Source organism: Streptomyces sp. NPDC044704, from assembly GCF_056433525.1.
This window is the reverse complement of the sequence record NZ_JBWKGY010000003.1, coordinates 512,226-527,990: the sequence shown is the minus strand read 5'-3', so window position 1 is coordinate 527,990 and position 15,765 is coordinate 512,226. Positions and strand designations below refer to the sequence as shown.

Annotated in this window: 8 protein-coding genes; 7 read left to right on the top strand and 1 reads right to left on the bottom strand. The window is 74.6% G+C overall.

Features of this window, described 5'->3' with window-relative positions; all coding sequences use genetic code 11:
- Positions 1-728 precede the first annotated feature (728 nt).
- The 6 genes from AC07B0_RS09895 (at position 729) to AC07B0_RS09870 (ending at position 13,241) form a co-directional block, all read left to right on the top strand.
- Entirely contained in the window at positions 729-3,065 is a 2,337-nt protein-coding gene (locus AC07B0_RS09895; RefSeq protein ID WP_478897520.1) for a serine/threonine-protein kinase, read from the top strand.
- Positions 3,066-3,157: 92 nt separating this feature from the next.
- On the top strand, positions 3,158-6,064 hold the full coding sequence (locus AC07B0_RS09890; RefSeq protein WP_478897519.1) for a hypothetical protein: 2,907 nt from the start codon (positions 3,158-3,160) through the stop codon (positions 6,062-6,064).
- Positions 6,065-6,189: 125 nt separating this feature from the next.
- Positions 6,190-7,833, top strand: a complete 1,644-nt coding sequence (locus AC07B0_RS09885; protein ID WP_478897517.1) for a serine/threonine-protein kinase — start codon at positions 6,190-6,192, stop codon at positions 7,831-7,833.
- A gap of 104 nt (positions 7,834-7,937) precedes the next feature.
- The gene (locus AC07B0_RS09880) at positions 7,938-9,569 is read left to right on the top strand and encodes a succinic semialdehyde dehydrogenase (protein WP_478897515.1); all 1,632 of its coding nucleotides are present in this window, start codon (positions 7,938-7,940) and stop codon (positions 9,567-9,569) included.
- A 30-nt stretch (positions 9,570-9,599) separates the two neighbouring features.
- Complete coding sequence (locus AC07B0_RS09875) at positions 9,600-11,423, top strand: GMC oxidoreductase (protein ID WP_469376422.1); 1,824 nt, start codon at positions 9,600-9,602, stop codon at positions 11,421-11,423.
- A gap of 165 nt (positions 11,424-11,588) precedes the next feature.
- Positions 11,589-13,241, top strand: coding sequence for a hypothetical protein (locus AC07B0_RS09870; protein WP_478897513.1), 1,653 nt, complete (start codon positions 11,589-11,591; stop codon positions 13,239-13,241).
- A gap of 263 nt (positions 13,242-13,504) precedes the next feature.
- Here AC07B0_RS09870 and AC07B0_RS09865 read toward each other — a convergent pair whose 3' ends face one another.
- Positions 13,505-13,768, bottom strand: a complete 264-nt coding sequence (locus tag AC07B0_RS09865) for a chorismate mutase (protein WP_356870917.1) — start codon at positions 13,766-13,768, stop codon at positions 13,505-13,507.
- 296 nt (positions 13,769-14,064) lie between these two features.
- Between AC07B0_RS09865 and guaA the strand changes: the two genes are divergently transcribed.
- Complete coding sequence (gene guaA / locus AC07B0_RS09860) at positions 14,065-15,657, top strand: glutamine-hydrolyzing GMP synthase (RefSeq protein ID WP_356870915.1); 1,593 nt, start codon at positions 14,065-14,067, stop codon at positions 15,655-15,657.
- Positions 15,658-15,765: the final 108 nt, after the last annotated feature.

Here is a 15,765-nt window from a genome sequence, read left to right as displayed (position 1 = left end):
CGGGCCGGGGTGGCGCGAAGCCGGGCGCCGGGGCCGTTGCCCCGGGGGCGGATGAGGCGAAGCCGGGTGCCGCCGTGCCCGAGGGTGCGGGACCGGCGGCGGATGAGGCGAAGCCGGGTGCCGCCGTGCCCGAGGGTGCGGGACCGGCCGGGGCCGACGCCCCCGCGACCCCCGTGGACGGCGCGGAGCCGGACACGAAGAAGCCCGCCGCCGGGGCCGGTTCCGCAGCGAAGCGGAAGACCGACGCGCAAGCGCCTGCGGCCCCTAAGGGCGCGCCGGCCGAGGACGCACAGCCGGCCGCCGCCAAGGGCGCGGCCGAGGACGCGAAGCCGGCTCCGGCTGCCGCACCTGCGGCTGCCGCTGCCGCAGGCAAGACGGTGCCCGTGAAGGCGAAGCCGAGCGCTGCCGAAGCCGCGGCAGACGACACGTCTGCTGCCGCTACGGGCAAGCCGGTCGACGACACGGATCCGGCTGACGCCGGGTCCGGTGCGAAGCGGAAGGCTGACGACGCACCTGCGGTTGCTGGGGGCGTGCCGGTTGAGGGGGCGAAGTCGGCTCCGGCCGCCGCCGTTGACGCCGGGTCCGGTGCGAAGCAGAAGGCCGACGACGCACCTGCGGCCGTTGGGGACGTGCCGGTTGAGGACGCGAAGCCGGGTCCGGCTGCCGCCGTTGACGGCGGGTCTGGGGTGACGCGGAAGGCTGACGACGCACCTGCGGTCGTTGCGGACGTGCCGGTTGAGGGGGCGACGTCGGATCCGGCTGCCGCCGTCGGGGCGAAGCAGGAGGGTGACGGGGCTGCGGCGCGCGGCCGCAAGGGCGTGTCCGTGGTCAAGCCGAAGCAGGGCGGCGGGGCCGAGGGCCAGACCCCCGGTGCCGCGTCGCCCGGCGCGGCCCAGGCCGCCTCCCCGCAGCCGTCCGGCAGGGGCGACGACGTAGCCAAGGCCGGTGCCACCGACCCCGGTCCGGGCAGCGGCACGGGCGAGCCCGCCTCCCCGGCGGCGCCCGGCCCGGGCAAGGCCGCCTCCTCCCCGGGTACGCCCGGCCAGGGCAAGGGCAGGGCCGGTTCCGGTCAGGCGCCCGGCCAGGGCAGCGGCCAGGGCAGCGGTAAGGACCAAGGGCGGCTGCTCGCCGGGCGGTACCGGCTCGGAGCCGTGCTCGGCAAGGGCGGCATGGGCACCGTGTGGCGCGCCGAGGACGAAGTCCTCGGCCGGACGGTGGCCGTCAAGGAACTCCGCTTCGGCAGCGGCGTCGACGAGGACGAGAAGCGCCGCCTCATCACCCGTACCCTCCGTGAGGCGAAGGCGATCGCCCGCATCCGCAGCGCGGGCGCCGTCACCGTCTTCGACGTGGTCGACGAGGACGCCCGCCCCTGGATCGTCATGGAGCTCATCGAGGGCGCCTCGCTCGCCGAGTTCGTGCGCGAGAACGGCCCGCTCACCCCGCACCGCGCCGCCGAGGTCGGACTCGCGGTGCTCGACGTCCTGCGCGCCGCGCACCACCAGGGGATCCTGCACCGCGACGTGAAGCCGTCCAACGTGCTCATCGCCGGCAGCGGCCGCGTCGTCCTCACGGACTTCGGCATCGCGCAGGTCGAGGGAGACCCCTCCATCACCTCCACCGGCATGCTCGTCGGCGCCCCCTCGTACATCTCTCCCGAGCGCGCCCGTGGCCAGAAGCCGGGCCCGCCCGCCGACATGTGGTCCCTCGGCGGCCTGCTGTACGCGGCGGTCGAGGGCGTGCCCCCGTACGACAAGGGCTCCGCGCTCGCCACCCTCACCGCGGTGATGACCGAGCCGGTCGACCCGCCGCAGAACGCCGGTCCGCTGACCGAGGTCATCTACGGGCTGCTGGTCAAGGACCCGGCCCGGCGCCTCGACGACGACCAGGCCCGCGCGATGCTGACCTCGGTGCTCAACGCCCCCGAGCCGGCGCCCGTCCCCGTACCCGTCCCGGCCGTGGAGGAGACCCGCCCGATCTCCCTCTCCAAGTCGGACGGGGCCGCGGAGAAGGCCGCCGAGAAGGCGGCGGAGAAGGCGGACCGGGCGGCGAAGAAGGAACGTGAGCGGCGCGAGCGCGAGCAGCGCGAACGGACCCGTGCCGCACTGAAGTCGGCCCGCAAGGCGGCGGCCGCGGAGGCCGCGGCCACGGCGGCGGCGGCTTCCGCCGCCGAGGCCCCCGCGTCCCGGCCGGCTCCCGTGCCGGCGTCGCTCACCGACGTGATGTCGCGCCGCACCATCGTGCTCGCGATAGCCGGCGTCGTCGTGATCCTCGCCGTGATCGGCTCGCTCATCGTCTACGCGGTCCGCGGGGACGACGAGGGCGGTCGCAAGGACGAGGGCAAGGGCGGGCCGGGTCCGGTCTCCTCCGGCAGCCCCTCACCCGGCGCGTCCCCCGGCGCGGGCGCGGGCGGCACCGCCCCGAGCGGGTCCGCGAGCGCCCCCGCACCGGACGGCCAGCCCAGCGGCAGCCCGAGCGGAGCCCCGAGCGGCGGCGCGAGCACGGACCCCGGTCAGGGTCAGAGCCAGGGCCAGGGCCAGGGGCAGGGCCAGGGCCAGAACCAAGGGCAGGGCCAGGGCCAGGGCGCCAGCCCGGGCGGCCCCGGCGGACTGCCCGCCGGATTCGCCATGCTGACGGAACCCCGGTTCCGGTTCGCCATGGCGATGCCCGAGGGCTTCCACCAGACCGGCATAGCCGGCGACAACTCCGGCGGCATATACAGCCGCGACGGCGGCTTCCCGCGGATCCAGGTCGACTTCGGCGGCAAGCCGAAGGACGACGCCCGTCTCGCCTGGGCCCAGCTCGCCCCCTCCGTGTCGGGCAGCAGCAAGAACTACCGCCTCCTCCGCCTGGACACGGTGGACTACCGCGGCTACCCGACCGTCGCCGACTGGGAGTTCGAGCGCGAGCAGCAGGGCGTCAAGGTCCGGGTGCTCAACCGGGGCTTCAAGGTGGACGCCACGCACGGCTACGCCATCATGATCAGCTGCGTCGCCGACCAGTGGGACGGCGCCGAATGCACCCAGCTGCGCAACACCGCGTTCGAATCGTTCCAGGTACTCGGCTGACGAGCCTTGCCAGGCCCGGGACGCGGGCGGCCTGAGCGTCGTATCGTGTCGACGGGGGCCATGGGGGGCCCGACGCACTCGGGGGAGGCGATGTGGAGGACTACGCGGGCCGGATCCTGGCCGACCGCTACCGTCTGCCGCTGCCGCCGTCCGACGAGTACGAGCTGATCGAGACCCGGGCCTTCGACACCCGCAGCGGGCAGGAAGTCCTGGTCCGGCAGGTGCCGTTACCGGAGGTCGTGGACGCGGAGCTGCTCGACGGCACGTACGGGGCGCAGTCCGCGCGGGGGCACCGGGAGGGTGAACTGCCCGCGGTGCGGAGGGCGATCGCCGCCGCGCAGGCGGCCGCGTCCGTACCGGACCACGCGCGCCTGGACCAGGTCTTCGACGTGTTCGCGGAGGGCGGCTCGCTGTGGATAGTGAGCGAACTCGTCTCCGCGAGGCCGCTGGCCGCGCTGATCGCCGAGGAACCGCTGAGCCCGTACCGGGCGGCGGAGGTGGCCTCCGACGTGCTGACCGCGCTGAGGGTGCTGCACGCGCACGGCTGGACGCACCGGAACATCACCGTCCGGACGGTGCTGATATGCGATGACGGCCGCGTCGTCCTGACGGGGCTGGCGGCGGGCGCCGCCGAGGAGGCGCTGTGCGGGTACGACCCCGTACCGCGCCCGGACGCGGAGGACGCCGCGGAACCGGGCACCGGCTGGGGCGCACCGCGGCCGGAGCCGGACTCCCCGTACGCGCGGCCGGAGCCGGGTTCGGGGTACGAGCTGGAGCCGGGCCCCGGGCACGTGCCCGGGGTGCCGGGGTACCTGCTCGCGCCCGAGGCGCCGGAGCCCGGTACCGGGTACGTGCCGGACTCCCCGGAGCCGGGTGCCGGGTACGGGGCCGGGTACGAGCCGGAGCGGCCGGTGCCGGGTTCCGGGTACGCGGCGCAGTCGCCGGCGCCCGGTCCCTCGTACGCGCCGCTGGTCGCCCCGGGGTACGACACCGGGCCGCGGTACACCGACCACATCACCCCGCAGCGCGCGCAGCCGCCGCAGGACGGCGCCGACCTCCAGGCCGCCGCCCGCGCCGGGACCATCGCCGCCTACCGGGCCGGGGCGCGGGCCGCCGCGGCGAAGGTGGCCGAGGAGCGCGGGGCCGCGGAGTTCCCGGGCGGGCTGCCGCCGGTACGGCCGACGGGGGCCAACCTGCCGCAGGGGTACGCGTACCCGTACGGCGGCCCGGACGGCGCCGCCGCCACGCCCTGGCACGGCGCCACCCCGCGCCGCCGGCCGGCGACCGCGCCCGGCGAGGAGCCCGCGCACCCGGAGCCCGGCCACCCGGAGCCCGGTCGGCAGGAGCCCGCGCACCTGGAGCTCGCGCCCCCGGAGCCCCCGCACCCGGATCCGCAGGCCCCGGCGGACGAACCGGCGCGGCGCGCGCTGCCCGCCCAGCTCGCGCTCCCGCAGGGCTACCGGCAGGCCGATTCCCCGAACCCGCCCGCCCGCCCGGGCCCGTCCCTGGACCCGGCCCGCCAGCGCCCCGGCGCCACGGGTACGGACGCCCCCGGCACCGGCCGCCCCGGCGCGCACGCACCCGGCGCCCCGGCCATCGGCCTTCCCGGCGCCCGCGTACCCGGCACTCCCGCCCCCGGCCACCCCGGAACCCCGGCGTTCGGCGCCGCCCCGGGAGCGGCCGTCGCCCGCACCGGCGGTCCCGGCGCCGGCCTTCCGGGCGGATCGGGCGGACAGGTGCGTCCCGAGGGCGTCGCGGCCCCCGGCAGGGCTCCGGGCAGCGGGGGATGGGGTGGGGGCGGGCCGCGGAGCGGGCTGGACGCCGAGAGGGCGCGGCAGACGCGGATGGCCGTCGTCGGAGCCGTCACCGAGCGGTGGGCGCCCGAGCAGGCGGGCCCCGTACACGGCCACTGGCAGCTCGCCGCGCCCGTCGGCCCCGCCACCGACCTCTGGGCGCTCGGCGCGCTGCTGTACCGCGCCGTCCAGGGCCACGCCCCGTACCCCGAGGACAGCGTCGCGGAACTCGTCGAGATGGTGTGCGCCGAGGCCCCCGCCTTCGCCGAGGAGTGCGGCCCGCTGCGCCCGGTCGTGGAGTCGCTGCTGCGCCAGGACCCCACCGAACGCCCCGACTTCGAGGAGCTCCGCGGCTGGCTGCGCTCGCTCGTCCGCTCCGCGCCCGAGCCCGACGGCGACCTCGGCGTGCTCCCGATGCCGGAAGCCGACCCCGCCCGGCTGCCCGTCCCGCGCCGCCGCGGCGAACTGCACGGGCGCCACCGCAACCCCGCCGCCCCCCGCAAGCCGCGCGCCCTCGGCCGGACCCTGCTCGTCGGCATCCTGGCCGTCCTCGCCGGGGCGGTGGCGTACGCGATGCTGTTCATGCCCCGGTCGGGTGATCCGCAGGCCGGGGGGCAGGAGCCCACCGCCGCCCAGAGCCCGAAGCCCTCCGCCCCGGCCCCGTCCCAGCCCGCCGCCTCCCAGCCGGCGCCCGGCCGGACCCCCTCGGGGACCCCCGAGTCCAAGCCCGCCGGGCAGACGGACCCGCCCGCGCCGCAGGGGTACACCGTCCAGCAGGACCCCGCGCACTTCTCGATCGCCGTCCCCGACGGCTGGGAACGGCAGACGATCAACGAGGCCGGGCAGGTGCGGTACGTCCAGGGCCAGTTCACCCTGATCGTGGTGCCCGGCCGGGACCCGGTGGAGGGCCGCGACCCGGATCCGGTGGGTTACCAGAAGGACAAGGAGCCGGAACTGGCCCCGTACCGCAATTCGACCTGGGCCTCCGGCGGCGACGTGAAGTCCACGAAGGTGGGCCAGCAACTGCGCGTCACCGGCCGGTACACGTGGATCGACGCGGCGGGCCGGTCCCTGTTCGCCCGCAACTTCGTCGTCGCGCTGGGCGGCAAGTACCACATCGTCATGGTGACGGGTCCGGAGGACAATCAGGACAAGGTCACCGACGTCTTCGACAAGGCCACGGCGAGTTACCGGTCCGGGGGTTGACAAGAGCCTGACGGTCTGTCAATACGGCAATTGCGTCACAGTGCTGTCTCACCGCCCCCGCGCGGTTACGGCACCGGCCGCATGCTCCGTAATCTGGCCCGAAGTGCACAGAGCGGCGGGGTTTCGTGGAACAGCAGACAGGCGCGGGTGCGGTGCTCGCAGGCCGGTACCGGCTCGTGGAGCCCATCGGCCGCGGCGGCATGGGCAGGGTGTGGCGCGCGCACGACGAGCTGCTGCACCGGACCGTGGCGGTCAAGGAACTGACGGCGGGTCTGTACGTGGCTCAGGCCGACCGTGAGGTCCTGCACGCCCGCACCCAGAAGGAGGCGCGGGCCGCCGCGCGGATCCAGCATCCGGCGGTCGTCACCGTCCACGACGTACTGGAACACGACGACCGGCCGTGGATCGTCATGGAGTACATCGACGGCCCCTCCCTGGCCGAGGCCGCGAAGGCGGCCGGCCGCATCGAGCCCCGCGAGGCGGCCCGGATCGGGCTGCACGTGCTGGGCGCGCTGCGCGCCGCGCACGCGGTCGGCGTGCTGCACCGGGACGTCAAGCCGGGCAACGTGCTGCTCGCCAAGGACGGCCGGGTTCTGCTGACCGACTTCGGCATCGCCGCGATCGAGGGCGACTCGTCCATCACCCGGACCGGCGAACTCGTCGGCTCCATCGACTACCTGGCCCCGGAACGGGTCACCGGCGGGGTCCCCGACCCGTCCTCCGACCTGTGGTCCCTCGGCGCCACCCTCTACACGGCCGTCGAGGCCCTCTCGCCCTTCCGCCGCACGTCGCCCATCTCCAGCCTCCAGGCCGTCGTGAACGACGAGCCGCCCGCCCTGCGCCAGTCCGGCGCCCTGGGCCCCGTCATCACCGCGCTGCTGCGCAAGGACCCCGCCGAGCGGCCCTCGGCGGCCGAGGCCGAGCAGATGCTGCTGGAGGCGATGGAGGGCCGGGAGCCCAAGTCCGCCCATGCGTACGTGCCCACCCGCGCGGTGACCCCCGAGGAGCGCGACCCCCTCGGGAGCGACGCGGCCCAGCCGGAGGCCCAGCCGGAGCCGCCGGCCGGTCCCACCGCGACCACCGCACTCACCGAGCCCCCGGCCGCGCCCGCCGCGTCCGGGCCGGGCCGGCTCAAGCGGGCGGCCGTCGTGGCCGTGGTGGCGGCGCTGCTGGGCGGCGGCGGGGTCTTCGGCGTGCTGACCTACCTCGACGGCCGGGGCGACGGCGAGGCCGGGGACAAGGGCGGAACGGCGTCGCAGGCCAGTTCCCCCGGCGTGCCGGTGTCGGGCGGCGACGCCGCGACCAGGCCGGTGCCCACGGGCTGGAGCAGGGTCCAGGATCCGGAGGGGTTCACCCTCTTCGTCCCGGACGGCTGGCGGCGCCAGATGAACGGCACCCAGATCGACTACACCCCCGACAACGGCCGCCACGTGCTGCGGATCGCCATCGACCCGACCCCGGACTACCCGAACCCGTACATGCACGTCCTCGACATGGAGCGGCAGGTCAAGGAGCGCATGGACTACAAGCGCGAGATCCTGCGCCAGAACAGCTTCCGGGACACGGCCCTGGGGGCCCTGTGGGACTTCACCTGGACCGAGAAGGTGGAGTACCCCGGACCGCGCCGGGCCATCGAGCAGATGTACGTCACCCCGGACGGCGTCGAGTACGCGGTGTACATGGCCGGGCCGGCGGCGGACTGGACGAAGATGCGCCAGCAGTTCGACACGGTGCTCACCGGCTGGCAGGCGGCTCCCAAGAAGGGCTGATCGCGCCACACCGCAGCCAATGCGCCAGCAATCACTGGCAGACTTGGCAAAATCCGGTTACCCACGGGTACCCAAAGGCCCCACGGCGGAATACGCTCACCGCCATGACGGACTCGCAGGCCCCCGCCGCCCCCCTCCGCGCCGCACCCCAGCCCACCAACCCGGTCGCCCCGGCCCCGGCAGGCGTCCGTACCGCCGCCGACGTGGTGACCCCCGACCTGGTCACCCGGCTGACCCGCGGAGTGATCGGCTCCGGCCGGACCGCCAACCACACCCCCTTCACCGGGGACAAGCTGGCGGACCTGCCCGAAGCCACTCCCGAGGACGTGGCGGAGGCCTTCGCGAAGGCCCGCGCCGCCCAGGGCGCCTGGGCCGCCGTCCCCGTACGGCGGCGCGCGGCCGTGCTGCTGCGCTTCCACGACCTGGTACTCGACCGGCAGGCCGAGGTCCTCGACCTCATCCAGCTGGAGACCGGCAAGGCCCGGCTGCACGCCCACGAAGAGGTCCAGGCCGTCGCCGTCGCCGCCCGCCACTACGGCCGCAAGGCGCCCGCCTATCTGCGCCCCAAGGGCCACACCGGTGCCATGCCGACCCTCACCAAGGTGACCGAGCTGCGCCAGCCGCGCGGCGTCGTCGGCCAGATCGCCCCCTGGAACTACCCCCTCGAACTCTCCGTCGGCGACGCGCTGCCCGCCTTCGTCTCCGGCAACGCCGTCGTCATGAAGCCCGACACCGAGACCGCTCTCACCGCCCTGTGGGCCCGTGACCTGCTCATCGAGGCCGGACTGCCCGCCGAGGTCTTCCAGGTCGTCCTCGGTGAAGGCCCCGTCGTCGGCCCCGAGATCGTCCGGCACGCCGACTACGTCTCCTTCACCGGCTCCACCCGCACCGGCCGCGAGGTCGCACAGGGCGCCGCCGCCCGCCTCGTCGGGGTCAGCCTCGAACTCGGCGGCAAGAACGCCATGCTCGTCCTCGCCGACGCCGACGTCGAGAAGGCCGCCGCCGGCGCCGTCCGCGCCTGCTTCTCCTCCGCCGGACAGCTGTGCATCTCCATCGAGCGGCTCTACGTCCACGACTCCGTCGCCGACGCGTTCCTGGAGCGCTTCGCCGCCCGCACCAAGGCCATGCGGCTCGGCAGCGCCCTCGCCTACGGGGCGGACATGGGCTCGCTGGTCGGCGAGCGTCAGCTGGAGACCGTACGGCGCCACGTGGACGAGGCCGTCGCCAAGGGCGCCACCCTCGTCGCCGGCGGCGTCGCCCGCCCCGACATCGGCCCCCTCTTCTACGAACCCACCATCCTCGACGGCGTCGAAGCCCCGATGGCCGTCTGCGGCGAGGAGACCTTCGGCCCGGTCGTCTCGGTCTACCGCTTCAGCGACGAGGACGAGGCCGTCGCCCAGGCCAACGCCACCGCCTACGGCCTCAACTCCAGCGTCTGGACCAAGGACGCCCGCCGCGGCCACTCCGTCGCCGCCCGCCTGCGCACCGGCACCGTCAACATCAACGACGGCTACGCCCCCGCGTACGGCAGCGCCCAGTCGCCCATGGGCGGCATGAAGGACTCCGGCCTCGGCCGCCGCCACGGCTCCGAGGGCATCCTCAAGTACACCGAGGCGCAGACCGTCGCCCATCAGCGGCTGCTCCCCATGGCCCCCTCGCTGGGCATGGACGACGCCCAGTACGCGCAGTTCATGACCCGCAGCCTCAAGGTCCTCAAGGCACTCCGACTCCGCTGAAGCCGGCGCGAACGACTGGGAGGCACGGCAGTGTCGTACGAGAACGACGGCGGACACGACGCACACGACGACGACGGTTACGACTACGACGTCATCGTCATCGGATCGGGCTTCGGCGGTGCCGTCTCGGCACTGCGGCTCACCGAGAAGGGCTACCGGGTCGGCGTCCTGGAGGCAGGACGCCGCTTCACCCGCGAGAGCCTGCCCCGCAACAGCTGGGACCTGCGCAACTACCTGTGGGCACCGGCCCTCGGGCTGTACGGCATCCAGCGCATCCACCTGCTCGGCAACGTGATGGTGCTCGCGGGTGCCGGAGTGGGCGGCGGCTCCCTCAACTACGCCAACACCCTCTACGTGCCGCCCGCGGCCTTCTTCGAGGACCGGCAGTGGGCGTCCATCACCGACTGGCAGGAGGAGCTGGCCCCCTACTACGACCAGGCCAAGCGGATGCTCGGCGTGCGGCTCAACCCGACGCTGACCCCCTCCGACGTCCACCTCAGGGCCGCCGCCGAGAAGATGGGGGTCGCCGACACCTTCCACATGGCCCCGGTCGGCGTCTTCTTCGGCGACGGCGAGGACGCCGGGGGAGAGCGCAGGGTCCGGGCCGGCGAGGAGGCCCCCGACCCGTACTTCGGCGGCGCCGGGCCCGCGCGCAGGGCCTGCACCGAGTGCGGCGAGTGCATGACGGGCTGCCGGCACGGGGCGAAGAACACCCTGAACGAGAACTACCTGCACCTCGCCGAGCGCGCGGGCGCCGTCATCCACCCCATGACCACCGTCACCGCGCTCTCCGAGCACCCGGACGGCGGCCACCGGGTCCGCACCGTCCCCACCGACCACCGCCGCAGCGGCCGGGCCAAGGTGCTCCGCGCCCGGTACGTGGTCGTCGCGGCGGGCACGTACGGCACCCAGACCCTCCTGCACACCATGAAGGACCGGGGCGAGCTGCCCCGGCTCTCGGAGCGGCTCGGCGAGCTGACCCGGACCAACTCCGAAGGCCTGGTCGGCGCCCAGACCGACGACCGCCGCTACCGCAGGCGCCACGGGGCCGACCGCCGCGCGGACTTCACCCGGGGCGTGGCGATCACCTCGTCCGTGCACCCCGACGCCGACACCCACATCGAGCCCGTCCGCTACGGCAAGGGCTCCAACGCCATGGGCTTCATGACCGTCCTCCAGGTGCCGTACGGCCGGCACCGGGTACGGGCCTGGTTCGGCCGCACGGCCCGGCACCCCCTCCAGCTGCTGCGGTCGCTGTCCAACCGCAAGTGGTCGGAGCGCACGATCATCGGCCTCGTCATGCAGTCGCTGGACAACTCCCTGACGACGTACCGCAAGCCCGGCGGCATCGGCAAGGGCCTGCTCACCGCCCGGCAGGGCCACGGAGCCCCCAACCCGGTGCAGATCGAGGAGGCGACGCGGGCCGCGACCCTGCTGGCCGAGGAGATCAACGGCTTCGCGGGGAGCAACGTCGGCGAACTGATGGGGACCCCGCTGACCGCGCACTTCCTCGGCGGCTGCCCCATCGGCGCCTCGCCGCGGGAGGGCGTCGTCGACCCGTACCACCGGCTCTACGGGCACCCGGGCATCTCGGTCGTCGACGGCTCGGCGGTCTCCGCGAACCTCGGGGTCAACCCGTCGCTGACGATCACGGCGCAGGCCGAGCGGGCGATGTCGTACTGGCCCAACAAGGGGGAACCGGACCAGCGGCCCGCGCAGTCGCAGGCGTACGTACGGCTGGCGGCGGTGGAGCCGAACCGGCCGACGGTGCCGAAGGAGGCCTTCGGGGCACTGCGGCTGCCCTTCCTGGCGGTCCCGGACGTGCCGCGCAGGCAATCGGAACCCGGGGAATGACGACGGTGAGTACCGCGCTCCCCCTCCGAGCGCGGTACTCACCGCAGTACATGAGTGACAGGCGGTCGCCGGAGAAGGTTGTACCGGAATCCTCGCTCCGGGGCTGTGGTGTCGGTCACATGGTGAAGTACGCAACTGTGAAGGCGGTCCGGCGGTCAAGGGTGCATGAGACAGCGCATCGCCCTGCTGGCCGTGTGCGGCCTGGTCGCCGCAGGGTCGGTCGTCCCCTCCGCCCACGCCGCGGAAACCGTTCTCCCGCTGACCGGCCCGGCCGCGCTCTCCCTCCCGCCGCACCCGGCGACGGGTGACCCGGTGCCGACGCCGCTGGCCTTCCGCGTGGCCCTGCCGGGCGCGGTCCAGGGGCTCGGGGCGGCCGGGGCGGAGGGCTTCGGGGGCGGTGACGTCACCTTCACCGTCGACCTGAGCGGGATCGCCGGGGTGGCGAGCGTCCGGGAGGGAGGCGGCGCACCCGTGCGGACGTGCACGGCGGTGGGCACCACGCTCGTCTGCACCGTGCGGGAGCCGGCACCGGGCACGAGTACGGGCATCGACCTCGACGTCACCGCCGAGCCGGGCGGCGCGAGGGGCGCGACCGGCACGGTCACGGTCACCGGCAGGGCGGCGGGCGTCACCATCGCGCCGGCCGTCACCCGGATCACGGTCGGCGGACCCGAGCTGGTCGTGGAGGAGATGCGGCTCAAGCGCGATCCGAAACCGGGCGAGAGCCAGCCGCTGCCGCTCGCCTTCGCGAACCGGGGCACCCAGCCGGCGCGGGGCGTGGTCCTGGAACTCACCACCACCCGCGGCCTCGAACTGACGGAACGGTACGACAACTGCTCCTACCGCACCGGCCCGACCTCGACCACGGCCCGGTGCGCCGTCGAGGGCGACTTCGAGGCGGGCGGGACCTACGAGCTGGCCGCGGACAGCCCGCTCCACCTGCGGGCGGCCGCGCACGCCCGCACCGAACTGCTCGGCTACGGCATCGCCCCGGCCCCCGCGCCGCCGGGCCCGGACCGGTCCGGCACGGACCGGCCGGCCGTAGCGGGCCGGAAGCTGACCGCCGTCAGCAGGCCGGCCCCGGCCGCACTGCGCCCGGCACCACCCGCCACGGCCCCCCGGGCCGGCCGGCGCGAGTTCGCCTTCGCCGTGCCGAACACCACGGACCTCGGCGTCGAGCCGCTGTCCGTGCGGGGCGCGGCCGGGGCCCGGGTCAGGGCCGCGGTCGTACTGCGCAACCACGGGCCGGCCTGGCTGTTCGACCCCCGCTCCGAGGCCCCGGCGGCCGTCGTCGACGTCCGCGTGCCCCCGGGCCTGAAGGTCACCAGGGCTCCCGCCGGCTGCCGGGCGGTCGGCTCGCGCGGCCCGGCCCGCTACCTGTGCGCCACCGGACCCTCGGTGCGGGAGGCCGAGCGGATCGAGTTCGTCTTCGAGCTGAAGGTCGAGAAGGCGGTGCGCAACGCGCAGGGCGCCCTCGTCGTGGGAGCGCCCGGCCCCCGGGGCGAACCCCGGCGGCACCCCTCCGACCCGTACCGGGCCAACGACGCCGCACTGTTCCTGGGGAACGCGACGGGCTCCGCCGCCACCACGGCCCCGGGCTCCCCGGCCGCCGCCCCCGGACCGGAGGACTCCGAGACCCCGGCGGGCACGCCGGGCACGGGGGCGGCGACGGCGGCGGCGCCGGGTACGGACGGCGGCGGCCCGCTCGCCCCCACCGGCAGCACGGCCGGCCTGCTCGGTTTCGGCGGGGCCGCGCTCGTCGCGGCGGGCGGCGCGCTGTACGTGGTCTTCCAGCGCCGCCGCGCGGGGCGCGCGTAGGGGGCGCGTACGAGAACGGCCGGCCCGGGGCGTCCCCCGGGCCGGCCGTCCTCACGGGGTGACCGGGCTGCTGTCCCCTGCCGTCCGGTCACGCGAGGGAGCGAGGTCCCACGACGCACGCCGTCGGGCGTCACGTCTCATCGCTCCCGCGGAGCCACGCGTGGTGTTGCGGACCCGCGCCTGGCTGGCACGGACATCCACACCAACGAAGGGCCACGGGGCCGGTCACGGCCCGGACGGGTGACGAACGGGCGCCCGCGGGTTCAGACCCGGCCCCGGCACAGCTCCAGCAGGGTCATCGCGAGCGCCGTACCGGGCTTGCCGAGGGCGTCGCTCCAGTGCGACAGCACCTCCATCTCGCGCGACAGGTGCACCCGGCGGCCCCCGGAGCCGATCCGTGCCTCCTGGATGACGGTCGAAACGGCCATCCGCTCCTGGATCAGGCCGATGATCCGGTCGTCGATGGCGTCGATGCGGACGCGGGAGTCGGCGATCAGCTGCTCGGGGGTGGTGGTGATCGTGGTCATGTCGTCCTCCTGTGGGTGGTGGGACCGGCAGGAGCGGAAACGCCAGAGCGCCCCGGTCCTGTCGGACCGGGGCGCTCTGGGAAGTCAGCGGCTCAAGCGAGCATCACGATGACCCATGGCGACCGGACCGGCCGGTGCCATAGGTAAAGAGGAAGCTCAGCTGCTTGCGCATGGAGGGGATTATTACCTTCCGTTCCCCTCCCGGCCAAGCCGGTTCGGATGGTGAGACGAAGAGGGCCCTACCGCCCCCGTTAGAATCGACAAAACAGCCACCTCTTCCGCCGGAAGGCCGCCCCGTGCCAGAAGCACCCTCCGCCGCCCACGACAGCGCCCCGGACACGGTTCTCGTCGTCGACTTCGGCGCCCAGTACGCCCAGCTCATCGCCCGCCGCGTCCGCGAGGCCCGGGTCTACAGCGAGATCGTGCCCAGCACGATGCCCGTGGCCGAGATGCTCGCCAAGGACCCCAAGGCGATCATCCTCTCCGGCGGCCCGTCCTCCGTGTACGAGGAGGGTGCCCCGCGCCTGGACGACGCCCGTGCCCTGTTCGAGGCCGGCGTACCCGTCTTCGGCATGTGCTACGGCTTCCAGCTGATGGCGACGACCCTCGGCGGCACCGTCGACAACACCGGCGCGCGCGAGTACGGCCGCACTCCGCTGGCCGTCTCCAAGGCCGGCTCGACCCTCTTCGAGGGCACCCCCGAGAACCAGTCGGTGTGGATGTCCCACGGCGACGCCTGCTCCGCCGCCCCCGAGGGCTTCTCCGTCACCGCGTCGACGAACGTCGTCCCGGTCGCGGCCTTCGAGAACGACGAGAAGAAGCTGTACGGGGTCCAGTACCACCCCGAGGTCATGCACTCCACGCACGGCCAGCAGATCCTGGAGCACTTCCTCTACCGCGGCGCCGGTCTGGCCCCCACCTGGACGACCGGCAACATCGTCGAGGAGCAGATCGCGGCCATCCGCGAGCAGGTCGGCGACAAGCGCGCCATCTGCGGCCTCTCCGGCGGCGTGGACTCCGCGGTCGCCGCGGCCCTCGTCCAGAAGGCCATCGGCTCGCAGCTCACCTGCGTCTACGTCGACCACGGCCTGATGCGCAAGGGCGAGACCGAGCAGGTCGAGAAGGACTTCGTCGCCGCGACCGGCGTGCAGCTGAAGGTCGTCGACGCCCAGGAGCGCTTCCTGAACGCGCTGGCCGGCGTCTCCGACCCGGAGACCAAGCGCAAGATCATCGGCCGCGAGTTCATCCGCGTGTTCGAGCAGGCGCAGCTGGAGATCCTCCAGGAGGACGGCCCCGCGGTCGCCTTCCTCGTCCAGGGCACCCTGTACCCGGACGTCGTCGAGTCCGGCGGCGGCACCGGCACCGCGAACATCAAGTCCCACCACAACGTGGGCGGTCTCCCCGACGACATCGAGTTCGAGCTCGTCGAGCCGCTGCGCCAGCTGTTCAAGGACGAGGTCCGGATGGTCGGCCAGGAGCTCGGCCTGCCGGACGAGATCGTCCAGCGCCAGCCGTTCCCGGGCCCCGGCCTCGGTATCCGCATCGTCGGCGAGGTCACCAAGGAGCGCCTGGACCTGCTGCGCGAGGCCGACGCCATCGCCCGCCACGAGCTCACCGCCGCCGGCCTCGACCGGGAGATCTGGCAGTGCCCGGTCGTCCTGCTCGCGGACGTCCGCAGCGTCGGCGTCCAGGGCGACGGCCGCACCTACGGCCACCCCATCGTGCTGCGCCCCGTCTCCTCCGAGGACGCGATGACCGCGGACTGGACGCGCATGCCGTACGAGGTCCTCGCGAAGATCTCCACCCGGATCACCAACGAGGTGCCGGACGTGAACCGCGTGGTCCTGGACTGCACGAGCAAGCCCCCGGGCACCATCGAGTGGGAGTAGGACTCCCCGCCCGCACCACCTGACGGAGCCGCCGCCCCCTTCCCGGGAGCGGCGGCTCCGCCGTGTGTATGGCCACTTGGCGGGGCCGCCGGTACCTTGCGCGGCGAG

Excerpts from the sequence above, each read along its gene's own strand:
- AC07B0_RS09880 (WP_478897515.1), top strand. The coding sequence starts at position 7,938 with ATGACGGACTCGCAGGCCCCCGCCGCCCCCCTCCGCGCCGCACCCCAG.
- AC07B0_RS09865 (WP_356870917.1), bottom strand. The coding sequence starts at position 13,768 with ATGACCACGATCACCACCACCCCCGAGCAGCTGATCGCCGACTCCCGC.
- AC07B0_RS09870 (WP_478897513.1), top strand. The coding sequence starts at position 11,589 with ATGAGACAGCGCATCGCCCTGCTGGCCGTGTGCGGCCTGGTCGCCGCA.